The organism is Mesorhizobium sp. LNJC391B00 (genome assembly GCF_000502535.1).
In the GTDB taxonomy this organism is placed as follows: domain Bacteria; phylum Pseudomonadota; class Alphaproteobacteria; order Rhizobiales; family Rhizobiaceae; genus Mesorhizobium.
Window position 1 is genome coordinate 159,862 of the sequence record NZ_AYWI01000014.1, and the last position, 22,287, is coordinate 182,148.

The window sequence follows — 22,287 nt, forward strand, 5'->3', positions numbered from 1 at the left end:
CAAGGGGAAGGGGACAGCCATGGATTTTCCGATCGAGACCGTCAGGGGAAAATTTCCGGCGCTGGACCTGACCGACAAGGGCCGCCGGCGCATCTATCTCGACAATCCGGCCGGCACCCAGGTGCCGCAAGCGGTTGCCGACGCGGTGGCGCGCTGCCTCCTCACCACCAACGCCAATCTCGGCGGCTATTTCGAAACCACGCGTGCCGCGCAAAAGGTGTTCGACGACGCCCATGCGGCGATGACCGATTTCCTGGGTGCAGCGAGCGCGGAGGAAATAATCATCGGCGCCAACATGACGACGCTGACCTATCACATGTCGCGCACGCTCGGCCGCGGCTTCAAGCCGGGCGACGAGATCATCGTCACCCGCATGGATCATGAGGGCAACGTCTCGCCCTGGCTGCAGCTGGCCGAAGATCTTGGCCTCGTCGTGCGCTTCCTGCCCTTCGACGAAAAGAGCTGGCAGGTCGAGGAGGCGGCGCTCAGCGCCCTGCTCACCGACAAGACTCGGCTCGTGGCGCTGAACTATGCCTCGAACCTCACCGGCTCGATCAATCGGGTGAAAGCGCTGACGGCCATCGCCAAACAGGCCGGCGCGGTGGTCTATGTCGACGCCGTGCAGTTCGCGCCGCATGGGCTGGTCGACGTGCAGGACCTCGGCTGCGACTTCCTGGTTTGCTCTGCCTACAAGTTCTTCGGCCCGCACATGGGCATTTTTTGGGGCCGCCGCGACATCATCGATGCGCTGCAACCCTACAAATGCCGTTGCTCGTCCAATGGCCTGCCGGAGCGCTTCGAACTCGGTACGCCGCAGATCGAACTGATGGCCGGACTTACCGCAGCGGTCGATTACTTCGCCGAACTCGGTGCTGCGGCCGGCGAGGGCGGTTCGCGAAGGCAAAAGATCGCAAAGGCATACGAAGTGTCGATCGCCTACGAAAACCCGCTGGCGCTGAGGCTGATCGATGGGCTGTCCGCCATTGAGGGCCTGACCATCCGCGGCATCACAGATCAGAAGCGTGTCATTGAGCGCGTGCCGACCGTGTCCTTCACCGTCGACGGCATCGTGCCAGAGACGATCGTGCGGCAGATGAATGCCGAGAACATTTTTCTATGGTCGGGTCACAACTACGCCTGGGAGATCGTCCACCATCTCGGCATTCCGGCCGAGCAGGGAGTCGTGCGCATCGGTATTGCGCACTACAACACGGCGGCAGAGATCGACGAGACGTTGGAAAGCGTGCACCGGGTGATCGCCATGCTGAGGCAGCAGCGCTAGTCAGCTATCGCTGTTTGCCGCCGAAACCGGTGAGGAACGCCGTGAGATTGTCGCCGAGCGCGTCGCAGAGATAGCCGCCTTCCTGAACGATAATCGTCGGCAGGCCAAGCTTGGCAATTGCCTCGCCGATCCGCGAGAAACCGGGCGTGGTCACCGAAAGCCCGCCGAACGGATCGCCCTCGAACGCATCGAGACCGAGCGCCACGACCAGCGCGTCCGGCGAAAAGGCGCGGATACGCTGGAACGCCACTTCGAGCGCCTCCAGAAACGCCGCGTCGGCTGATTTGCGCGGCAATGGCAGGTTGAAATTATAGCCGAGGCCCGGACCTTCGCCGCGCTCATCGGCATGGCCCCAGAAGAACGGATAGAAGCGCACCGGATCGGCGTGCAGCGACACCGTCAGGACGTCGGAACGCGTATAAAAGATGCCTTGCGTGCCGTTGCCGTGATGCAGGTCGACATCGAGGATCACCACCCGCGCTGCCTGCTTGCGCAACACCTGGGCCGCGACCGCTGAATTGTTGATGAAGCAGAAGCCGCCGGCGACATCGGCAAAGGCATGATGGCCGGGCGGCCGGCAGAGCGCATAAGCGGCAGGCGCGCCCGATATCACCGCTTCGGCTGCCTCGACTACACTCCAGGCGCTCCACAGCGCGCTGTGCCAGGTTTCGGCCGAGATCGGGCAAGCGGTGTCGGCCATGTGGTAGCCGGCCTGGCCGACCGCCGAGGCCGGATAGGACCCTGTGCGGGCCAGTGGATGGATGTTGGGGATGACTTCCGCGGATGCGCCCTCGATGCGCTGCCAGCGCGCAAAAATGTGTTCGAGGAAGGCGAGATACTCCGGCGTATGCACGGCCGCCACCGGGCCTAGGCCATGTTCCCTGGGCCGCTCGATCATCAATCCGGCGGATTTTGCGCCGGCTAACAATCGCTCTACCCGCTCCGGCTGTTCGGGATTGGGCTGCGGCGCACCGCTGGACAGAAAGGCCTTCGGGTCGTGGCGTTTCTGCTCCTCGGCAAAGAAGGCTTTCATTCCGCGTCCCCATCCTGCGCTGCATCGGCAAAGGCGAAAAAGGCATCGCCAACAATCTTCTGCGTCTGCTCGTAGCTCGACCAGGCGATGCCCAGTCTCTCATAAAAAGCCTTGGCGCCGTCATTGTCGGTGTCGACGGACAGCCTGAGATAGGCGCCGCCATCCCGGCGGCAGTCGCGCGCGACCCGGCGCAGCAGTCTTTCGCCGATCTTGCGGCCGCGAAACCGGTCCTCGACATAGAGGTCCTGGATATAGACGCCGGGCCGCCCCATCCATGTCGAGAAGATCGGGAAATGCAGGCAGAGCCCCGCAAAATCGCCGCCGATCTCGGCGATCAGGGTGGAGAAGGCGGGTTTGTCGCCAAAGCCGTAGCGGCGGAGATCGTCGGCAGTGGACGTGATCTCCTGATGCGCGCCGATATGGGTGCCGAGCTTGAGCAGCGCGGCATGGATGGTGTCGACGTCGTCGATGGTGCCGGGGCGGAGGGTGACTGTACTCACGATAGGCAAGGCGCCCAGGCACCCCCCTCTGTCCTGCCGGACATCTCACCCTCAAGGGGGGAGATTGGCAGCTTTGGCGCTGCCATCCATTTTGCAACGATTGAGATTGGCGAAGGCCGCAGTGACATCCGATCTCCCCCCTTGGGGGTGAGATGTCCGGCAGGCCAGAGGGGGGTGTGCCAGAACGCCATCATCGCAGATCAATCATCTCAAAACGCCACCCGGTCCCCACCCTTCAGCGCCAGCATCTCCCGCGCCTCCGCCGGTGTGGCCACCTCCAACGACAGGCCATCGAGAATGCCACGTATCCTGCGCACCTGGTCGGCGTTGGATTTCGCCAGCTGGCGTCCGTCGTAGAGACTGTCCTCCAGCCCGACGCGGACATTGCCGCCCATCGCCGCTGCGATCGAGATCAGCGGCATCTGGTGGCGGCCGGCGGCGAGCACCGAGAACTGGTAGCTGTCGCCGAACAGCTTGTCGGCAATGCGCTTCATGTGGATGAGATTGTCGGGATCGGCACCGATGCCACCCAGAATGCCGAGCACGAATTGAATGAACAGCGGCCCCGACACCAGCCCGCGGTCGCGGAAATGCGCCAGCGAATAGAGATGGCCGACATCGTAGCATTCGAACTCGAAGCGCGTGCCGCAGCCCTTGCCGAGCTTTTCGAGCACGCCTTCCATATCGGCAAAGGTGTTCTTGAAGATGGTGTCGCGGGTGGCTTCGAGCAGCTTTGGTTCCCACTCGTGCTGCCATTCCCTTGGCTTGTCGAGCATCGGGAACAGCGCGAAATTCATCGAGCCCATGTTCAGCGAACACATTTCCGGCTCGGCCCGCAGTGATGCCGCCAGCCGCTGGTCGAGCGTCATCAGCGACGAACCGCCGGTGGTGATGTTGATCACCGCATCGGTCGCTTGCTTGATGCGCGGCAGGAACTGCATGAACACCTCAGGATCGGCGGTCGGCCGGCCGTCTTTGGGATCGCGGGCGTGGAGATGCAGGATTGAGGCGCCAGCCTCGGCCGCCGCGATGGCGTCGGTCGCGATCTGGTCCGGCGTCACCGGCAGATAGGGCGACATGGACGGGGTGTGCACCGAGCCAGTGACCGCGCAGGTGATGATGACTTTCCTCGGCGCCATTCTTTAGCCCTCAGCCTTCGACCGGCAGGTCGAGTTCGGCGGCCAGAACTTCCAGCGAATCGCCGATGATGGAAATGATCTCGCCGACCTCTTCAGCCGTGACGATCATCGGCGGCGCCACCATGAAATTGTCGCCGTCGACACCGCCCTTGACCCTGCGGCCGTAGATGATCAGCCCGCGCTCGTAGGCGAGGTCGAGCAGGCGCTGCGTGGCTTTCTTGCCCTGTTCGATCGGCCGTAGAGTTTCGGGATCGGCAACCATCTCGGCGCCGGTGAGCAGGCCTTTGCCTCGGACATCGGCGATGAACGGAAAACGCTTCGCCAGCGCTTTCAGCCCGTCCATCAGCACGTCGCCCATCGCGGCGGCATTGGCGATCAGGTCGAGGCGGTCCATCTCGCCGAGCACGGCGAGCCCGGCCGCGCAGGCGAGCGGATTGCCAGCATAGGTGTGGCCATGCTGGAAGCCGCCCGACGCCAGCAGCGGCTCGACCAGCCGCATCGGGGCGGCCAGCGCGCCGAGCGGCGCATAGCCGGAGCCAAGCCCCTTCGACAGCGCGACGATGTCGGGCTTGCAGTTCCAATGGTCGCCGCCAAGGAATTTTCCGGTGCGGCCGGCGCCGCTCATCACTTCATCATGGATGAGCAGGATGCCGTAGCGGTCGCAGATCTCGCGTATACGCGGATAATAGCTGTCCGGTGCGACGAGGGCCGAAGTCGCCGCACCGCCGATCGGCTCCATGATGAAGGCGAGCACGCTGTCCGGGCCCTCGGCCTGGATCTTCTCCTCCAGCATGTCGGCATAACGGACGCCGCGCTGCTCCATCGAAAGATTGTCGCGGTCGCGCCATGCCGTCGGCGCCGGCACGGTCGGCATCACCCGCATCATCGGTGTGAACGTTTCGGCCAGCGCATCGTCGCCGGTTATCGAAAGCGAACCCAGCGTGCCGCCATGATAGGAGGGAAAACGCGTGATAACCTTCCAGCGCTTCGGCTGGCCGGTCGCGACCGCCCATTGCCGCGCCAGCTTGATGCAGGATTCCGTCGCCTCCGAACCGCCGGAGACGAAGAAGATTCGGTCCATGCCCTCCGGCAGTTTGCCGGCGAGCTCCCGCGCCAGTTCTTCCGCCTGCTCGTTCTCGAAATGCAGCCGGTAGGCGAAGGTGGCGCGGTCCATCTGCCGCTTCATGGCGTCCAGCACATTGCGGTTGGAGTGACCGATATTGGCGACCATCGGCCCGCTCGATCCGTCGATGAAGCGGCGGCCGTCCTGCGTCCACATATAGATGCCTTCGGCGCGGTCGATCAGCGGCCGGCGCAGGCTGGAGAGGTAGAACAGGTGCGATGGCGCGCGCGTTTCTGAACCAGTTGATGGGGGCTTCTGCATGTCAGGACTTTCCGAGGTAGCGATCGATTACATTCCTGGTCACGCGCTCGACCATCGGATCCTGCCTGAGCAGGCCGGCCACCCATTCGCAGCTTCCGGCGTGGAAAACCTCGCCCTTGCCGCGCGGGAAATTGACGATCATGCCGTTGCCGCGTTTGACTTTTTCCAGATTGGCGTCGGTCGCCTCGCCAAACAGCGTTTCGGCCGTAAAGCGGCCATCCTCGTCGGTGAGAAACTGGTCCTCGATCGGGATGTCGGCGCTTTCCTCGACCTGGCTCGCCATGCCGACGGCCAGCACCTGCAGCCCGTCAGGCGCACCGCTGTCCGGTGTCGGATAGGGCAGGCCGCCGCGGATCTCGAAATCGAGCCCGTCGACCTCATAGCCATAGACATGGCTGTCAGCGCCGAGCAGGTCGCCATAGTACATGCCGGTGCCGGCAAAGGCCCAGTGCTCGGGCCGATAGACCGGAAAGCCGCGCACGCCGCGCGGTGCGCATCCGCCCCAGCCGGCATAGACGCCGCGCGTCGCGTTGAGGCCGAACGTCATTGCGCCGGGACGACCGATCTCAGGCGCTTCCCAGGAGTTGGTGGCGCGGGTGACGTCGCCGCCTCGGAAGTAGGCTGGGTCTTCGGCGCGCGCCCGGTATTTGTAGCAGACCTGCCGCCGGCCTTCGTCCTCGAGCCTGGTCTGCCACATGAAATTGCCGGCAAAGCGCGCCGCATGACCGCCGCGCTCGACGTAGCTGTCGACGCCGTCCCGCATCTCCCAGGTCCAGTACTCGTCATGGCCGACGAAGACCACACAGTCGTAGCCGTCGAGGATCTCGGGCGAGAAGTGCAAATCGTGCTGGCTGGCGAGATCGACGCCATAGCCGGCGCGCTCGGCAAAGCGGAAGAAGTGGCTGTCATAGCTCGCCCAGCCGGAGGAGGTGTATTTCTTCGAATGTCCGGTGGCGTACGCCCATTCCATGTGCGGATAGCGCGGCACTGTTTTCGGCGGCACCGCAACCTCCAGCGGCACGCGCGGCGCATCCTTGGGCAGCACCACGAAGCCGCGGCACCAGGGCCGCTGGGTCGACACCATGCGCGCATATTGGTCGCGGCCCGGGCCGGTGATGCCTTGATAGGCGTTGGAGCCGCCCCATGTGTTGTAGGACAGCCAGGTGCCGGTCGCCGCCACCTGCAGCACGCGACCGGGTTTTCTGCCGGGCAGGGGCGCGACGATGATGAGGTGATGGCAATGGATGGGCTCGCGCCCGTCCGCCGTCAGCGTCAGCCGATAGGCGCCGGATGGCCAATCGTCGCTGATGCGAAATTCGAAAGACGCCTCCCAGCCGCAGCCTTCGACCGAGCACTGGTCGGGCGTATCCTGCCAGCGCGCCGAAAGCCCCGTTTGCTCGAAGACCTTTGTCTCGCTGCCGCCGTCGCGGACAATGACAATGCTGAAGCGCGGCGCCGTCGAGCTGACATGCAGCGTCACGGTCTCGCCGGCGCGGTAGGAAAAGCGGTTGGAATAACACCAGATCTCGCCGCGCTCGCCGTCCATTCCCGGCCGTTCATAGTAATGGCCGCGCACTGCCTCGCGGCGCTGCTCGGGCGTCAGTCCGAAATCGGGAAATTCGGTCGGCAGTTGGGTCATGAACACCGGAAAAGTGACAGGCCGCCATTTCGGCCATCTGCCGGCCAAGCGTCAAATGGAAACGATCGGGCCAGCAATTGCATACGACACAATTGCTTGGCCGCTCTTGGCCGCACCTGGCAAACCGACTATCTCAGGCGAGGCGGCATTTTCCGCCTCGGGAGCCGGTATGCTGAGAGTGCAGAAGGTCAAGGTCGATGACATCTACGTGCCGACGGCGCGCAAGAAGACGCTGCATCCCGAAACGGTCCGGCACCTGGCCGAAGACATACTGGAAAACGGCATGAAGACGCCGATCCAGGTTCGCCATGACGGCAAGCGCCACATCCTGGTCGAGGGCCTGCACCGGCTGGAAGCCGCCAAATGGCTCGGCGAGACCGAGATCGACGCCTATCTGGTGCAGGCCAAGCGCCACTGAGGCGCGCGACCCGATCGACAAACAGCCAAACCGGTCATTCCTCCGCGGATTTTTTCGCAGGGCATGTCGGCACGCGGCGTGCTTGCTCGTCCTTGGGGCGGAACCCGAGGAGACCGACATGTCCAGACCAATCTATTTCGCCATTCTTGCCTCGGTCGCTGCCTTGTTCGTAGCGCCCGGCCCAGCCAATGCAGAGGAGACGACGCCCGCCATGACCACCGAAGCAACAGCCATGCCGAAGCCGGAAAAGTCCGGCCTGCTGCCGATCGACGGCCTGAATTACTACTATGCCGTCTACGGCAAGGGCGAACCGCTGCTTCTGCTGCATGGCGGCCTTGGCACGTCGGACATGTTCGCGCCGCTGCTGCCGAAGCTGGCGGAAAACCGCACCATCATTGCCGTTGACCTGCAGGGCCATGGCCGCACCGCGCTCGGCGAGCGACCCTTCAGCCTGGAGGGGATGGGCGACGACATGGCTGGTATCGTCAAGGCGCTCGGCTATGACAAGGTCGACGTGCTTGGCTATTCGCTGGGCGGCGGCGTCGCCTTCCGTATGGCCGTTCAGCATCCCGAGACGGTGAGACGTCTGGTCCTGGTCTCGACCGGCTTCGCCGCCAATGGCTTCTATGACGAGATGCGCGGCCAGCAGGGGCAGGTGAGCGCGGCCGCCGCCGATTTCATGAAGGACACGCCGATGTACAAATCCTACGTCGCCGTCGCCCCACGTCCCGACGATTTCCCCAAACTGCTCGACGCGCTGGGCAATTTCATGCGCAAGGATTACGACTATTCCGCCGATGTGGCGAAGCTGAAGATGCCGGTCATGCTGGCCTATGGCGACAGCGACATGTACAAGCCCGAGCACGAGATCAAGTTCTACCAGATGCTCGGCGGCGGGCTGAAGGATGCCGGCTGGATGCGTGAGAACCTGTCGCAGAACCGGCTGGCCATCATTCCCAATCGCACCCACTACGACGTATTCTTCGCACCGGAGCTGACGGCCGCGGCACTGCCCTTCCTCAATGGCGAAACCAAGGTGAAGACCTGGGACGAAGTCCTCAGCGAAACGAAATAGCTTGCCTGAAAATACATGCCGGCCGTCTCGAAGAGGCGGTCGGCTTTTTTGTGCCTGCGAAGCTACGGAGCCTTGGCGCAGCCATTGGTCCTATCGGCGCAATCGATGGCGCCATCAGGGCTTTTCAATTGACCGAAAGGTACCTGTCGATATCATCAAGAGACCTTCAGTGTGATGAGTTCGAATGATGACGAAATACCAGGGCGGATGCCATTGCGGGGCAGTGCGCTACGGCACTGAGGCGGCGCCGCTCAATCAGCGCGTCTGCCATTGCCGGCGCTGCCAGAAGGTGATTGGCGCGGCCTTCAACGCCCGCCTTTTGTTTCGCATCGACGATGTCACGGTCGAGGGAGAGGTGGCGACGGTCAACACCTCTCCGGACCTCAAGCGCGGCTTTTGCGCCGCTTGCGGCACCACGCTGTTTTCCCGACGCGACTCCGCCGGCATCGTCGGCATCACCACCGGCTCGCTCGACGATCCCTCGCTGTTCAAGCCGGAAATGCATATGTGGACCGCCTCGAAGCAGCCCTGGCTGCAGCTCGATGACGGCCTGCCGCACCATGAAGGCGCGCCGCCTCCGAACTGACGCCGGCCTTACCGGAAATTAATCCCGAAACCACGACATAGCCGGCAAAGCGTCATTGGCGGGCCATGATTGCCTGCCTATCTGTCGTCTGCGGGCCGGTATCGAGGAGACGACCGATGAGCGACAGAATCAGCACCCTGGACGAGCTTTTGAGCGATCCGATGGTCCTCCTCGTCATGGAGCGTGACCGCGTGCGCCCCGAACAGGTTCGCCTGCTGCTCGAACGTGCCCGCCGCCCGGCCGCCGACGAACCGTCGGTGCCGCCGGCGCATGTGGTGGCCAAGACTTGTTTGCAGCAATGGCTGGGAAGGTAAGGCTATGATCCTTCGTCGTCCTCGGGCTTGACCCGAGGATCCACGCCGTGACGTCGGCCGAAGTATGTCGCGGTCGAGAATGGCTTCCTTGCTCGACCCGTTTCGCCCAAACTCAATCTTGAACCGTCTTCATGCCATGGATGCAACGGCATGGATTCCAGGGTCTGCGCGACGTCGCTTCGCGACTGCTTCGCCCTAGAATGACGAAGGTAGGTTATGGCCGCCGAACATACCCCGGCCAATTCCTAACAACTTGATTCAAACTTTGTTGGTAATTTCTCGTTAGTAATCGAAGCCGGTTTGTCCGGCGGCGTCTGTTTGCCTTCGGTCTGTTGTGTTTTGCGTACAGGTCCAGATGCGGATTTCAGGCGTCGTCAGTTTCATGTTGGCATCGCTGTGGCTTGCCGGCTGTTCGTCCACAGCGGGCGTCGATGGCTTGCAACCGTCGAACGAGACGACCAGTTCGGTCGTGCGTCCGAGCGCGCCGGTCACCGCGGCTCCGGCGGGGACCGCCGACCTCGCGCCGATGCGGTCCGACATGGTGGCCGACAACGCTGTGGCCGACAATGCGCCGCCCTTTTCCATGGTCGAGGAAGAAGAGGCCATCGTCGCGGGCACGCCGCAGGGGAGCACCAGACCACAGCTCGAGCCCGCCGCTCTGATGTCTGCGCCGAAGCGGTTGACGCGCGCTGCGCCGGCCATGCTGGCCTCGCCGGTCACCCGCTACGGTTTTCGCGACGCCAAGCCGATCAATTTCGGTAAGGCTTCGCCACGCTACCTTGCCGTCCACGGCGTCGACGTCTCGCGCTGGCAGGGCAATGTCAACTGGGGCAAGCTGCGCGCCCAGGGCGCCAACTTCGCCTACATCAAGGCGACCGATGGCGGCGACCATCTCGACCCGATGTTCATGAAGAACTGGCGCAATGCCGATGCCGCCGGGCTGAAGCGCGGCGCCTATCACTTCTTCTACTGGTGCCGCACCGCCGGCGAGCAGGCGGACTGGTTCATCCGCAATGTGCCAAGGGTCGAAGGCGCGCTGCCGCCGGTGATCGATGTCGAATGGAACGGCGAATCCTCCTGCAAGCGGCGGCCTTCGCGGGCCACCGTGCTGGAGAAGATGAAGGTGTTCATGGACAAGCTGGAGCGCCATTACGGCCAGCGGCCCGTTATCTACACCGCGCCGGATTTCTATCGCGACAATCTCAAGGGTGCGTTTCTCGATTATCCGTTCTGGCTGCGCGCCGTCGCGCGGCATCCCTCAAAAGTCTATCCCGGCCGCAAATGGCTGTTCTGGCAGTATTCCGGCTCCGGCCTGTCGCACGGCGTGACCGGCCGCATCGACCTCAACGTCTTCCATGGCGACGAGCGCGCCTGGCGGGCATGGGCAGGCGGGCAGACGACCGTCGCTGACGCCGACTGAACGTCAGGCAGGTGCCGGTGCGCCTGCGCTGCCTGCCGCTGCGCCTTGGGTTGAATTTTCAGCGTCTCGCTAACGATCCGCTCACTCTGTCCTTTAGCGGTATCGCAACAGCCTTCCGGTAACGTGCCCGTGATCGGGTTTTCGGAGGGGTCCATGCGCAATCCAGTTGTGGCTGTCGCTCTTGCCGCCGCCGTCGGCTACGGGTTTTTCAGTTCGCTCGGCCACATGCCGGGCGGAAGTGGCGCTTCGCTGGCGGAGTCGAAGCAGAACGTCGTGTCCTATTCCACCGAGGACAAGGCGATGCAGGCGGCCAAGGACAGCGGCCGCTCGACCCTCAAGCGCTTCCACGAACTGATGGACGCCGGCACGCCCGGCACCTACACGGTGAAATTCCCGCTGACCCAGAACGGCGCCACCGAGCATATCTGGCTGCAGCTGGTCGGCTACAGCGACGGGTCCTATATCGGCCTGCTTGCTGACGTGCCGGTCAATGGCAACAAGTACAAGATGGGCGACAGGATGACGGTGACCGAGGCCGACGTCGAGGACTGGATGATCAAGAACGGCAAGGTGATCTACGGCGGCTACACCACGCGCCAGGCGCTTGCGGATATGCCGAAGGAACAGGTCGCCAAGTACGGGTTGACCTTTAAGGATTAGGCACGGGCGAGCTTGATCGTGGCGCCTTGAGGGTTATCGAGCCGTTCGCGTTCGCGTATCTCTGCCGTCTGCGCCAGCACCCAGTCGCGAAACACCTTGATCTTGGGGGCGTTGCGGCGGCTCTCCAGATGCACCAGCCAATAGCCGTCGCCGTCCGATCCAAGCACGTCGAATGGCTGTATCAACTGGCTTTTTTCCAACAGGGCGCTGTAAAGGTTTTTGGTGAGGATCGCGGCGCCCTTGTCGGTCAGCGCCGCCATCGCATCATAGGCCTGCGTACCCAGTTTCGGGCCAGCGATGACGCGATCGGGCTCGAACGGCACGCCGGCAGCCTTGAACCAGATTTCCCACCAGGGATCGTCGGCACAGCATAGCGGCACTTGGTAGAGATCCTCGGGGCGGTGGATGCCGCCGACGCTTTCGGCGAGTCTCGGGCTGAGCATCGGCGTATAGTCCGCCTTGAACAGATAGTGAGCCGTCAGGCCCGGCCAATTTCCACTGCCGGTGCGAATGCCGACATCCATGTCGCCGCGCGTGAAATCGACCAGCCCGTGCGATGTATTCACCTTCACGGCAAGGTCGGGATGCATCAGCTGGAATGTTCCAAGCCATACGGCCAGCCAGTTCGATGCGAAGGTTTCCATGGTCGTCACCGACAGCACGCCGGTCGCTCCACCCTTGGTCGCGACCCATGCGTCGGCCAGGGTCGAGAATGCGCCTGTTGCGTGCGGCGCCAGCTGCTGTCCGGCCTCGGTCAGCGCGATCTGCCTTGTTTTTCTTATGAAAAGCGGCGTTCCGGCACGTTCTTCCAGCACCTTTATCTGATAGCTGGCAGCTGATTGGGTCATGCCGAGTTCTTCGGCTGCCTTGGTGAAACTGCCCAGCCGGGCCGCGGCTTCAAAGACCCTGATGGCTCCTAATGGTGGTAGTTCCCAGCTCATGACGCATCAATCCCGCTGATGCATACTACGCGACGTTCGATTGGAAACCAAGCCCGGAAAACGGCATGCTGCATTCATCGGATCAAACCCTGGAGGATACGGCAATGACCACCACCATCGCTCTCTACAACACGCTTCGCCGGCCGATGCTCGACCTCTTCACCGCGCCGTTCAGACCTCGCAAGCACGGCCTGCTCGACCGCCGCTCGCTGTCGGATCATTTCCTCAGGGATGTCGGTATGCTTGACGGACGCGTGCCTCCCGGCACCATTGGCTAAGCAAGCTCTTTGACCAGGGGAGGGAAAGATGACTGTGTTATCCGAGGATCTGGCGAAGAGCCGACAAACGATCAACGCCTATGAGGACTATGCCGAACGCTACGACGCTCTGGTGCGGCACGTTCCGAACCAAAGAGAACAGAAATGGCTGAAGCGCCTGGTGAAGATCGCCGGCAAAGGTGGCCGGATTCTGGAAGTCGGTTCGGGACCCGGATACGATGCGGACTTCGTCGAAGGGCTCGGTGTCCAGGTTCGGCGCACAGACGCAACGAAGCGGTTTCTCGAGTTGCAGGCCGCACGCGGCAAGCATGGTGAGTTTCTCGATCTCATCACCGGCGATCTCGGCGGCCCCTACGACGCGGTGCTCGCATTGTGCGTCCTGATCCACGTGCCGCGCGAGCAGGCCGACGAGGTGCTTGCCAAGATCGCCGGGTCGCTGCGGCCGGGCGGCGCCTTCCTCGTGTCGATGCGCATTGGCGATGGCGAGAAGAGCGGCGAATATCATACGGTCTACTGGCGCAGGGACGACTTCGCGGGCCGCCTCGAAAACGCCGGGCTGGTCCTTGTCGGAGACGAATTCAACGTCGGCCGCGATCGCGAAGAGTGGACCACCTTTCTGGCTGTGAGGCCGTCATGACGCGCCGCGGACTGTTTTTGTTCGTGCTGCTCAGCCTCCTGTGGGGCATTCCCTATTTGTTGATCAAGCTGGCAGTTGCCGAGGTGTCGGTGCCCTTCCTGGTCTTTGCCCGAACAGCCGTCGGCGCCCTGGCGCTGCTGCCCTTCGTCCTTGTCCAGCGCAGTTTCGGATGGCTGAAGACACATTGGCGGGCGGTCGCCGCATTCTGTCTGGTCGAGATGATCCTGCCATGGGGGCTGATCACCCATGGCGAAGTCAGCATCGACAGTTCCACCGCCGGACTGCTGATTGCCATGACGCCGGCCGTAACCGTCGCGCTCTCAAAGCTGATGGGCTCGGATGAGCGGCTGGGGATACGCCGCTGGACCGGCCTTTTCCTCGGTTTTGCCGGTGTCTTCGTGCTGGCGCTGCCGACCTTGGGTGGCGGATTTCTCGCGGTCGTCGAGATTCTCATGGCCGCGGCCTGCTATGCATCGGGTTCGATCATCGCGTCGCGCTGGCTGAACGATGTGCCGGCAACCTCGCTGACGGCAGTCTGTCTGGCAGGGGCCGCGCTGATCTACGCCGTGCCGGCGGCGTTGGCCTGGCCGGCGGCCATGCCGTCGACAACGGTGGTTGGCGCAATCCTCGGTCTTGGCGTGTTTTGCACGGCGATTGCCTTCGCCACCTACTTCTTGCTGGTGCGGGAGATCGGCCCCGAACGGGCGGTCGTCATAACCTATGTGGCGCCCGCCGTCTCCGTGGCAGCCGGCGTGCTCGTGCTTTCGGAGCCGCTCGATATCGGCATTGTCGCGGCCTTCGCGCTCATCCTGTGCGGATCATATCTCGGCACGTGGCGCGCTCCGCCAGAACCGTCCGTGTCCGCGACCTCGGCAAGTTGACCCGCGGCCGCCAGCCGCCGTCAGAAATAAGGGCGCAGGTTCTCGCGAATGCGGTCCAGCACCGTCTTTCCCGAGATATCGGCGGTGAAGGTCTTGCCGGTGATGGTCTCAAAGGCCTGCGTATAGACACGCGACGTCTGCTCGATGAGTTCGGCGGGGATTTTCGGAATACGGTCCTTGTAGGGATCGCAGCGCGCGGTTACCCAGGCGCGAATAAAGTCCTTGTCGAAGCTTTGCGGCCGCTCGCCCGCCTTGAAACGCTCTTCATAGCTTGCCGCAAGCCAGTAGCGGCTGCTATCGGGCGTATGGATTTCATCGGCAAGGATGATGGCGCCATCCTTGTCCGTGCCGAACTCGTATTTGGTGTCGACCAGGATCATGCCGCGCTTGGCGGCCAGCGCCTTGCCGCGCGCAAACAGCGCCAGCGCATAGCGCGAGACGGTGTCCCATTGCTCTTCCGACAACAGGCCGCGCGTCAGGATCTCATCGCGCGTCAATGGCTCGTCGTGACCGCCATCGAGCGCCTTGCTGGTCGGCGTGATGATGGCCTGCGGCAGCTTCTCATTGTCGCGCAGTCCGTCCGGCAGGCGGATGCCGTACATATCGCGTTCGCCGTTCTTGTATTTCGTCAGCACCGAAGTGCTGGTGGTGCCGGCGAGATAGTCGCGAACGACGATTTCCACCGGCAGAATGTCGAGCCTGGTGCCGACGACGACATTGGGGTCGGGATAATCGAGCACATGGTTGGGGCAGATGTCCGCCGTTTCCTCGAACCAGTAGCGCGCCGTCTGCGTCAGCAGCTCTCCCTTGAGCGGTATTGCGGTCAGGATCACATCGAAGGCGCTCAGCCGGTCGGTGGCGATGATGATGCGGCGGCCATCCGGCAGATCGTAATTCTCGCGGACCTTGCCTTTGTAGTGGTTCGGGAGTTCCGGAATGAAGGCATCCGAGAGAACGCGCAGTGCTGTCATCCTGGTCTCATGGCTCCTAACAGTTTGGGCGACTCTTAACAAAGTTGAGGGGGCTTCGATACCCGAGGAAGGGCGGTTCGTCCTTTGCGAATAATCAAGACATTGCCTTCGCCGTGCTATCTATTTGCAGCTTCCGGCACTCCTGGGGGACGCGGTGGACGTAGAGCTCAAATTTCTGATTGTCGGATTTGCCAGCGCGATCGCGGGCGGTCTGTCGTTCATCACCTTCGTCAAATGGCGCGAGGTGCAGGCGATGAGCCACTGGCTGCCGGCGCCGGGCAAGATCACCTCGTCGCGCGTCGAGGCGCGCGAAGTCAGAAGGTCGGGCGTCGGCTCGGACAGCAGCGACACCACCGAGATGCGCAATTTTCCGGCGGTCACCTTCGAATACAAGGTCGGTAAAAAGAAATTTCAAAGCTCGCGCTACAGCGTGAAGGAGAATCTGGGGAATTTCGAAGTCACCGAAACCTTGGCGCAGTTTCCCACCGGCGCTGAAGTGACCGTCTTCTACAATCCGGCCGATCCGGGCAAGGCCGTGATCGAACGCACCCTGCCGGACGGCGCCTTCAAGTTCATGGTCAAGCTCTCGGCCGGGCTGGTGATCGGCACGGTGGTGCTGGTGTTTTCGCTCGGTGGCGTGCTGGAGGCGATCCGGCCGCACCTGCCCAGGCCGCAGAACCTCGGCGCCGGAGCGCTGCTGCTGTTCATGGGCCTGATGATCCTGCGCATGGCCTTCGTCCAGAAGTCGCTTGCCGAGCAGGCGGCAAAATGGCCGGTCGCCCCCGGCCGCATTGACTCCTCGGGCCTGCAGACGCTGCGAAACTACAGCAGCCATCGACGCTGGAGCACCGTCTTCAAATCCCGCATCGTGTACAGCTACGGCGTCGCAGGCCAGCACTACACCTCAGACCGCGTCACCTTCGGCGCCACGGTCACCGCTTCAATGCCCGGCCTCGTCAGCGGCCAGGCGCGCAGCTATGCCGAGGGCGGCAAGGTCGACGTGCATTACGACCCAGCCAACCCCGCCTCGGCAGTGGTCGAATGCAGGGTGCGCGGGCTTTGGCTGCTGTGGGTCTGTTCGGCCGCGTTTTTGGGCGGCGCGGCTTGGCTGGTCGGTTTTATCTGAGGCGCCACTTTCATGACGAGACATCCAATGATCGTTCGCAGGCTGGCCGTCGTTTGCCTGGCTCTGCTCGGCGCCGTGCAGGCAGCGAGCGCAAGAGAGTGTCTGCTAAGCCACGCCACCTACCGCGAGCCGCGTTCGGGCGCGGTGTTGCAATTCCGGCCGCTCGACAATGAACCGGCGGCACTGACGGCCGAAGTGTTTTCGGTGACCGTCCCCAACACCGACACGCGCTTGCCGGCCGACATCACCTGGACCAATGGCAAAAATTCGTTTCCGCTCGGCACCATCCGCCATGCCTGCACCGACGACGACCGCGAAGCGGGGCTGGAGGACGGCAGCGGGATGTGCCGGATATGGATGGGCCAGGTCTATGCCTTGACCGGAGGCGGCGCCGAGCAGCTGAATTCGCGCGAAGCGACACCGGCGCCGAAAGGGCTGTTGCTGCCCGATTTCGGCGCGGGCTTCACCGAATTTGCCGATTTCGCCAATGCCAATCCGGACGGCTCGGCGTGGGACGCCTTCACATTGACAGGATGCAGCGATGAATAACGCCATGAGACTGATTGTCTGGATCTGCACGCTGTTTGCCTCGGCGACGATATCAGCCGCAGCGCGGGCGGACGAGCTGGCGCCATCGCGCCCGCCGATCGACAAATGCGTCTGGGAGAAACTGGCCGACAAGACGGTCGGTTTGGCCGCCTGGGTGCAGCGCTGCGATTTCGGTTTTCGCCAGATCCACTTCGAATTCGTCGGCAACGCGCTCGCCATCAAATACAGCGATGGCGGCGCGCCCGATCCGCTGGTCGAGGTGTTCGACATCAAATCAGGCGAAACCGCCGAGGCCGCGGTGTTGCGCCTGTTGCTGGAAAAGACCGACAAGGCCATCAGCGCCCGCTGCGTGCTCTCGCCCTACACCGAAGGCACCGTGCCCGCCGGCGTCAAACGCTACACATTCAGCCCCGATGCTGCCTATGCGAAAGAGCTGAAGGCGCTAGCCAATGACGAAGTTCCCGAACCGCCCTGCGGCGACTGGGGCGAAATGCCGGATGGTATTCAGTATTTCGAGGCGCCGGCGGGTGAGGGGCGGAGGGTGCTGTTCGTTCGGGCGGGGCAGGACGAGCCGCTGTTCGACGATCAGACGCTGCGGGTGCCGGGATAGGATGTTGTCCTGAAGGCTACCGCTTATGCCTCTACATATTCCGCGAGACTGATTCCTTTGGGCACCTCCAGCCCATCGGCACGCAAGCCCTCGATGTGAAAGCGTATAGCGTCGCGAATTTCGATTTCTACTTCTGGCACGGTAGCACCAGTTGCGATGCAGCCGGGTAGGTCCGGCACATAGGCAGAGAAATTGTTGCCTGCTTTTTCAATCACCACCGCGTAACGCATATAGTCACTCCTTCAAACCGGACTGCTTGAGGATGCTGTTCAGTGTTCCTGGCGCAACCTCTTCAGACGGTTTGCCGGCCACGGTGACGCGGCCGGCTTTGGTTTTGTGCTTATATTGGCGATGGCTGCCCTTGGTTGCAACCAGATACCAACCGTCGGTCTCCAGCAGGCGAATGACTTCGCGGACTGTAAGCCGAGGCGGCATGAGTTCTCAGCTGCACCCGCTCGTCGAACCACAAGTATCGCACTTCTCGCAGGTGCCGTTCCGCACCATGGTGAAGTTGTGGCATTCCGAGCATTCGTTGCCGGTGTAGCCTTGCATCAAGGATTGCTGACGCCGCGTGGAGGCAAGCGCCTTTGCCTCGGCCGCTTCTTTCGCTGCTTCGTCGGTGAACAAACCGGTGGGGTCGGCTGCCTCCTCGGAAACAATATCTTCGACCAATTCCTTGGCTCGCTCCTCATAGTCGCGCTTGTAGGCGATGGCTTCGTCGCTTGCTGGTTTAAGCGCCAACACGTTGGAGCCTGAGAACGCAGTTGGAGTGACCCGGGCAGGGGCCGCGGCAGGCGATCCGGCAAAACCCTTGGGTTCGCCACCTAAGCCAGACACCAACTTGACCGGCGAGGCGCCGCGGGTAAGGCCCTTCGAGAACGGCGTCGCCTTGCCTTCGTTGATGCCGCGTCCGAGCGCCGTCTTGTCGAAATCCGACTGGTCGACATGGGCGAGGTCGTGGCGGCCCAGGTAGGACACAGCGAGCTCGCGGAACACATAGTCTAGGATCGACGTCGCATTCTTGATGGCGTCATTGCCCTGCACCATGCCGGCCGGCTCGAACTTGGTGAAGGTGAAGGCCTCGACGAATTCCTCGAGCGGCACGCCGTATTGCAAGCCGAGCGAAATGGCGATGGCGAAGTTGTTCATCATCGCCCGGAAAGCAGCGCCTTCCTTGTGCATGTCGATGAAGATCTCGCCGATGCGGCCGTCATCGAATTCGCCCGTGCGCAGGTAGACCTTGTGGCCACCGACGACCGCTTTCTGGGTGTAGCCTTTGCGGCGGTTCGGCAGTTTTTCACGATCGCGGTAGAGGCGTTCGATGACGCGCTCGACGATCTTTTCGGTCACTTGCACGGCGCGCTGTGAAGCGGGCGCAGCGATCAGCTGCTCGACCGCGTCGTCCTCGTCATCCTCGCTGTCGGCGAGCAGCGACGAATTGAGCGGCTGCGACAGCTTTGAGCCGTCGCGATAGAGCGCGTTGGCCTTCAGCGCCAGCTTCCACGACAGCATGTAGGCGCCCTTGGCGTCTTCCACCGTCGCATCGTTGGGCATGTTGATGGTCTTGGAGATGGCGCCGGAGATGAAAGGCTGTGCCGCCGCCATCATCTGGATGTGGCTGTTGATGGACAGCGAGCGCTTGCCGATCTTGCCGCACGGGCTGGCGCAGTCGAACACCGCGAGATGCTCGGCCTTGAGGAAGGGCGCGCCTTCCAGCGTCATCGCACCGCAGACATGGATGTTGGCGGCCTCGATGTCCTTTTTGGAGAAGCCCAGCGCCGGCAGCATCTCGAACGAGAAATCGTTGAGCTGCTCGTCGGTGAAGCCGAACGTCTCCTTCACCCAGTCGGCGCCGAGCGTCCACTGGTTGAAGACGAACTTGATGTCGAAGGCCGACTTCAGTGCTGCGTTAAGCGCCGCGATCTTGTCGTCGGTAAAACCCTTCGCCTTTAGCGAGCTGGGGTTGACCGCCGGCGCCTGGTTCATGTTGCCGTGGCCGACAGCGTAAGCCTCGATCTCGGCGATCTGGCTTTCTGAATAGCCCAGCGTGCGCAGCGCTTCCGGCACGGCGCGGTTGATGATCTTGAAATAGCCGCCGCCGGCGAGCTTCTTGAACTTCACCAAGGCGAAGTCGGGCTCGATGCCGGTGGTATCGCAATCCATGACGAGACCGATCGTGCCGGTCGGCGCAATCACGGTCGCCTGCGCATTGCGGTAGCCATGCTCTTCGCCGAGTTCGATGGCGCGGTCCCAGGCAGCCTTGGCGTGCGTGGCCAATTTCTGCTGCTTCAGGTCGGACGCGACCAGCGGCACCGGATTGACGGCGAGCTTCTCGTAGCCCTGTTTCTCGCCATAGGCGGCACGGCGATGGTTGCGCATGACGCGCAGCATGTTCTGCGCATTGCGGTCGTAATCGGCGAAGGCGCCGAGCTCGCCGGCCATCTCGGCCGAGGTGGCATAGGCAGTGCCGGTCATGATGGCGGTGAGCGCTGCGCAGATGGCGCGGCCCTCGTCGGAATCATAGGGAATGCCCGACGTCATCAGCAGGCCGCCAATGTTGGCATAGCCGAGGCCGAGCGTGCGGTATTCGTAGGACTGCTTGGCGATCTCCTTCGACGGGAACTGCGCCATCATCACCGAGATTTCCAAAACGACGGTCCACAGCCGCACCGTGTGCTCGTAAGCGGCGATGTCGATCGTGCCGTCGGCATTGCGGTAGGGCAGGAGATTGATCGAGGCGAGGTTGCAGGCCGTGTCGTCGAGGAACATGTATTCCGAGCACGGGTTGGAGGCCCGGATCGCACCGGCCGAAGCGCAGGTGTGCCAGTCGTTCATCGTCGTGTTGAAATGCAGTCCCGGGTCAGCGGACGCCCAGGCGGCGTAGCCGATCTTTTCCCAGAGGTCGCGTGCCTTCAGCGTCTTCAGGACCTTGCCGTCCTTGCGGGCGGTGAGGTGCCAGTCGGCATCGTCCTCGACGGCGCGCAGGAAATTGTCCTTCAGCGACACCGAATTGTTGGAGTTCTGGCCGGAAACGGTGAGGTAGGCGTCGGAATCCCAGTCGGTGTCGTAGGTCTTGAACGACATCGCGGTGTAGCCCTGCTTGGCGAACTGGATGACGCGGTAGATGTAGTTCTCCGGCACGGCCGACTTCTTGGCCGCCTTGATCTCGCGCTTCAGCGCGGTGTTGATCGACGGGTCGAAGCAATCGTCATCATGGCCTTCGCAATTGATGCAGGCCTTCATGATCGCTTCGAGATGTTTTTTCACGATCTTGGAGCCGGTGACCAGCGACGCCACCTTCTGCTCTTCATTGACCTTCCAGTCGATGAATTCCTCGATATCGGGATGGTCGGCGTCGACAATGACCATCTTGGCCGCACGACGCGTGGTGCCGCCCGACTTGATGGCGCCCGCCGCGCGGTCGCCGATCTTGAGGAAGCTCATCAGGCCGGACGAACGGCCGCCGCCCGACAGCTTTTCGCCTTCGCCCCGCAGCATCGAGAAATTGGAGCCGGTGCCCGAGCCATATTTGAACAGACGCGCTTCACGCACCCACAGGTCCATGATGCCGCCTTCGTTGACGAGATCGTCCTGCACGCCCTGGATGAAGCAGGCATGCGGCTGCGGATGCTCGTAGGAGGACTTCGACTTGGTCAGCTTGCCGGTGAACGGGTCGACATAATAGTGGCCCTGGCTCGGGCCATCGATGCCGTAGGCCCAGTGCAGGCCGGTATTGAACCATTGCGGCGAGTTCGGCGCAACGCGCTGGGTGGCGAGCATATAGGCGAGTTCGTCGCGGAAGGCGCTGGCGTCTTCTTCCGACTTGAAGTAGCCGCCCTTGTAGCCCCAATAGGTCCAGGTGCCGGCCAGCCGGTCGAAGACCTGGCGGGCGTCGATTTCGGAACCGTAGCGCTCGGCTTCCGGCAGCTTGGCAAGCTCGGCCTCGTCGGCGACGGAGCGCCACAGGAAGGAGGGGACGTCGTTCTCCTCGACCTTCTTCAGGCGCGCGGGCACGCCGGCCTTGCGGAAATACTTCTGCGCCAGGATGTCGGCGGCAACCTGCGAGAACTGCGCCGGCACATCGATATTGTCCAAGCGGAACACCACCGAGCCGTCCGGATTCTTGATCTCCGAAAGCGCCTTGCGGAATTCGATCTCCGCGTAAGCTGATTGGCCTGGCTTGGTGAAACGACGCTCAATGCGCATTGGTCCGGTCCCTTTTGTCTATATATAGCGCTTTTCCTCGGGGATTTCTGCCCCCAATGCGAAACGCGCATGTCCGCCGTCTGCCGGCGTTCGAAAACACCGGCTCTCCTTGTGGCAGTCTTCGTCGCCTTGCCGGTCGAGCTTCTTACGAAGCCGCTGTTCCAACTCTGCGCCGAACCCTGCGGGTCCCTCAAAACTGAATTTTTCCTCGATTCCCTCGACCGAGGGAAATTCACACTATCTAGCGTCGAACCTGCCTGCAAACACTAAATATAGTGTTAACAGACAATTTATTCCAGTCCGACAAATCTCCCTTTTCGCTCCCGAAGCCCCCACGATCCAACGCTTCCGCCAGCCTCGTAAACAGGCGGAAATCATGGCCAAAACGCACAAAATCCGGGGAAATGACCGGGCTCGAAACTCTCCGGTCGCGCCCTCAATAAGAGCACATGGCACATAAAAGGCGACTCGGTTTGCGTCGTCAAGGATTCGTTTGCGTAGCTTTTGTGACCCCAACATCTTGTGTGTCACATATGTGGATAACGGGGACAAAAAGCGGCTGAGGAAAGCCCGATTCTGCCGGCGTGGACCGCTGGTGAGCGGTTCACCCAGGCAGGCCCGGCCGGATTCTGGCTCAC

At 62.6% G+C, this 22,287-nt stretch carries 23 protein-coding genes; 13 read left to right on the forward strand and 10 right to left on the reverse strand.

All coding sequences use genetic code 11. The features are described from left to right. Nucleotides 1–19: 19 nt before the first annotated feature. A complete protein-coding gene (locus tag X750_RS138785; RefSeq protein WP_023748578.1) occupies nucleotides 20–1,282 on the forward strand; it encodes a cysteine desulfurase-like protein in 1,263 nt (420 codons plus the stop codon). A gap of 4 nt (nucleotides 1,283–1,286) precedes the next feature. Here X750_RS138785 and X750_RS138780 read toward each other — a convergent pair whose 3' ends face one another. The 5 genes from X750_RS138780 to X750_RS138760 all read right to left on the reverse strand — a co-directional run bounded on the left by X750_RS138780 (nucleotide 1,287) and on the right by X750_RS138760 (nucleotide 6,977). Then, a complete protein-coding gene (locus tag X750_RS138780) occupies nucleotides 1,287–2,315 on the reverse strand; it encodes a histone deacetylase family protein (protein ID WP_023748579.1) in 1,029 nt (342 codons plus the stop codon). Beyond that, a complete protein-coding gene (locus X750_RS138775; RefSeq protein ID WP_031196820.1) occupies nucleotides 2,312–2,815 on the reverse strand; it encodes a GNAT family N-acetyltransferase in 504 nt (167 codons plus the stop codon). Before X750_RS138775 ends, X750_RS138780 begins: the two co-directional genes overlap by 4 nt. Before the next feature lie 209 nt (nucleotides 2,816–3,024). Further along, a complete protein-coding gene (locus tag X750_RS138770; protein ID WP_023748580.1) occupies nucleotides 3,025–3,954 on the reverse strand; it encodes a 3-keto-5-aminohexanoate cleavage protein in 930 nt (309 codons plus the stop codon). A 10-nt stretch (nucleotides 3,955–3,964) separates the two neighbouring features. After that, nucleotides 3,965–5,338: an aspartate aminotransferase family protein gene (locus tag X750_RS138765; protein WP_023748581.1), complete on the reverse strand. Its 1,374-nt coding sequence runs from the start codon at nucleotides 5,336–5,338 to the stop codon at nucleotides 3,965–3,967. A gap of 1 nt (nucleotide 5,339) precedes the next feature. After that, a complete protein-coding gene (locus tag X750_RS138760; protein WP_023748582.1) occupies nucleotides 5,340–6,977 on the reverse strand; it encodes a N,N-dimethylformamidase beta subunit family domain-containing protein in 1,638 nt (545 codons plus the stop codon). Between the two features lie 169 nt (nucleotides 6,978–7,146). Between X750_RS138760 and X750_RS138755 the strand changes: the two genes are divergently transcribed. From X750_RS138755 to X750_RS138730, 6 genes are all read left to right on the forward strand, one after another. Further along, nucleotides 7,147–7,395, forward strand: coding sequence for a ParB N-terminal domain-containing protein (locus tag X750_RS138755; RefSeq protein ID WP_008875526.1), 249 nt, complete (start codon nucleotides 7,147–7,149; stop codon nucleotides 7,393–7,395). Nucleotides 7,396–7,513: 118 nt separating this feature from the next. Beyond that, on the forward strand, nucleotides 7,514–8,470 hold the full coding sequence (locus X750_RS138750; RefSeq protein ID WP_023748583.1) for an alpha/beta hydrolase: 957 nt from the start codon (nucleotides 7,514–7,516) through the stop codon (nucleotides 8,468–8,470). A gap of 187 nt (nucleotides 8,471–8,657) precedes the next feature. Beyond that, the gene (locus tag X750_RS138745) at nucleotides 8,658–9,056 is read left to right on the forward strand and encodes a GFA family protein (RefSeq protein ID WP_023684918.1); all 399 of its coding nucleotides are present in this window, start codon (nucleotides 8,658–8,660) and stop codon (nucleotides 9,054–9,056) included. Nucleotides 9,057–9,172: 116 nt separating this feature from the next. Then, nucleotides 9,173–9,370, forward strand: coding sequence for a hypothetical protein (locus X750_RS138740; protein WP_023711466.1), 198 nt, complete (start codon nucleotides 9,173–9,175; stop codon nucleotides 9,368–9,370). A 355-nt stretch (nucleotides 9,371–9,725) separates the two neighbouring features. After that, the gene (locus X750_RS138735; protein ID WP_023748584.1) at nucleotides 9,726–10,790 is read left to right on the forward strand and encodes a GH25 family lysozyme; all 1,065 of its coding nucleotides are present in this window, start codon (nucleotides 9,726–9,728) and stop codon (nucleotides 10,788–10,790) included. A 153-nt stretch (nucleotides 10,791–10,943) separates the two neighbouring features. After that, nucleotides 10,944–11,450 (forward strand): DUF2314 domain-containing protein, encoded by a 507-nt coding sequence (locus X750_RS138730; protein WP_023748585.1) that lies wholly within the window; start codon nucleotides 10,944–10,946, stop codon nucleotides 11,448–11,450. On the opposite strand, the gene X750_RS138725 is transcribed toward X750_RS138730, so the two are convergent. Beyond that, nucleotides 11,447–12,391 carry a LysR family transcriptional regulator gene (locus X750_RS138725; RefSeq protein WP_023748586.1) on the reverse strand — a complete coding sequence of 315 codons (945 nt, stop codon included), beginning with the start codon at nucleotides 12,389–12,391 and terminating at the stop codon, nucleotides 11,447–11,449. The genes X750_RS138730 and X750_RS138725 overlap by 4 nt on opposite strands. A 104-nt stretch (nucleotides 12,392–12,495) precedes the next feature. Between X750_RS138725 and X750_RS1000000166555 the strand changes: the two genes are divergently transcribed. From X750_RS1000000166555 to X750_RS138715, 3 genes are read left to right on the forward strand one after another with little or no spacing between them, the layout of a single operon-like run. Continuing rightward, complete coding sequence (locus tag X750_RS1000000166555; protein WP_198021011.1) at nucleotides 12,496–12,669, forward strand: hypothetical protein; 174 nt, start codon at nucleotides 12,496–12,498, stop codon at nucleotides 12,667–12,669. Between the two features lie 28 nt (nucleotides 12,670–12,697). Then, nucleotides 12,698–13,306 carry a class I SAM-dependent methyltransferase gene (locus X750_RS138720; RefSeq protein ID WP_023748588.1) on the forward strand — a complete coding sequence of 203 codons (609 nt, stop codon included), beginning with the start codon at nucleotides 12,698–12,700 and terminating at the stop codon, nucleotides 13,304–13,306. Beyond that, the gene (locus X750_RS138715; RefSeq protein WP_023697600.1) at nucleotides 13,303–14,187 is read left to right on the forward strand and encodes a DMT family transporter; all 885 of its coding nucleotides are present in this window, start codon (nucleotides 13,303–13,305) and stop codon (nucleotides 14,185–14,187) included. The genes X750_RS138720 and X750_RS138715 overlap by 4 nt, the downstream gene beginning before the upstream one ends. A gap of 20 nt (nucleotides 14,188–14,207) precedes the next feature. On the opposite strand, the gene X750_RS138710 is transcribed toward X750_RS138715, so the two are convergent. Next, on the reverse strand, nucleotides 14,208–15,149 hold the full coding sequence (locus tag X750_RS138710) for a phosphoribosylaminoimidazolesuccinocarboxamide synthase (RefSeq protein WP_023748589.1): 942 nt from the start codon (nucleotides 15,147–15,149) through the stop codon (nucleotides 14,208–14,210). Between the two features lie 163 nt (nucleotides 15,150–15,312). Here X750_RS138710 and X750_RS138705 point away from each other — a divergent pair, with 163 nt between their 5' ends. Genes X750_RS138705 through X750_RS138695 form a run of 3 tightly spaced genes read left to right on the forward strand, consistent with a single transcriptional unit; the run spans nucleotide 15,313 to nucleotide 17,443 of the window. After that, entirely contained in the window at nucleotides 15,313–16,284 is a 972-nt protein-coding gene (locus tag X750_RS138705; protein ID WP_023748590.1) for a DUF3592 domain-containing protein, read from the forward strand. A gap of 27 nt (nucleotides 16,285–16,311) precedes the next feature. Next, nucleotides 16,312–16,833 (forward strand): hypothetical protein, encoded by a 522-nt coding sequence (locus X750_RS138700; protein WP_023739358.1) that lies wholly within the window; start codon nucleotides 16,312–16,314, stop codon nucleotides 16,831–16,833. 4 nt (nucleotides 16,834–16,837) lie between these two features. Next, nucleotides 16,838–17,443 (forward strand): hypothetical protein, encoded by a 606-nt coding sequence (locus X750_RS138695; protein WP_245271913.1) that lies wholly within the window; start codon nucleotides 16,838–16,840, stop codon nucleotides 17,441–17,443. 23 nt (nucleotides 17,444–17,466) lie between these two features. On the opposite strand, the gene X750_RS138690 is transcribed toward X750_RS138695, so the two are convergent. From X750_RS138690 to X750_RS138680, 3 genes are read right to left on the reverse strand one after another with little or no spacing between them, the layout of a single operon-like run. Further along, on the reverse strand, nucleotides 17,467–17,673 hold the full coding sequence (locus tag X750_RS138690; protein WP_023669048.1) for a type II toxin-antitoxin system HicB family antitoxin: 207 nt from the start codon (nucleotides 17,671–17,673) through the stop codon (nucleotides 17,467–17,469). A gap of 4 nt (nucleotides 17,674–17,677) precedes the next feature. After that, the gene (locus X750_RS138685; RefSeq protein ID WP_023669047.1) at nucleotides 17,678–17,878 is read right to left on the reverse strand and encodes a type II toxin-antitoxin system HicA family toxin; all 201 of its coding nucleotides are present in this window, start codon (nucleotides 17,876–17,878) and stop codon (nucleotides 17,678–17,680) included. Between the two features lie 6 nt (nucleotides 17,879–17,884). Further along, entirely contained in the window at nucleotides 17,885–21,649 is a 3,765-nt protein-coding gene (locus tag X750_RS138680) for a vitamin B12-dependent ribonucleotide reductase (RefSeq protein ID WP_023748592.1), read from the reverse strand. Between the last annotated feature and the right edge of the window lie 638 nt (nucleotides 21,650–22,287).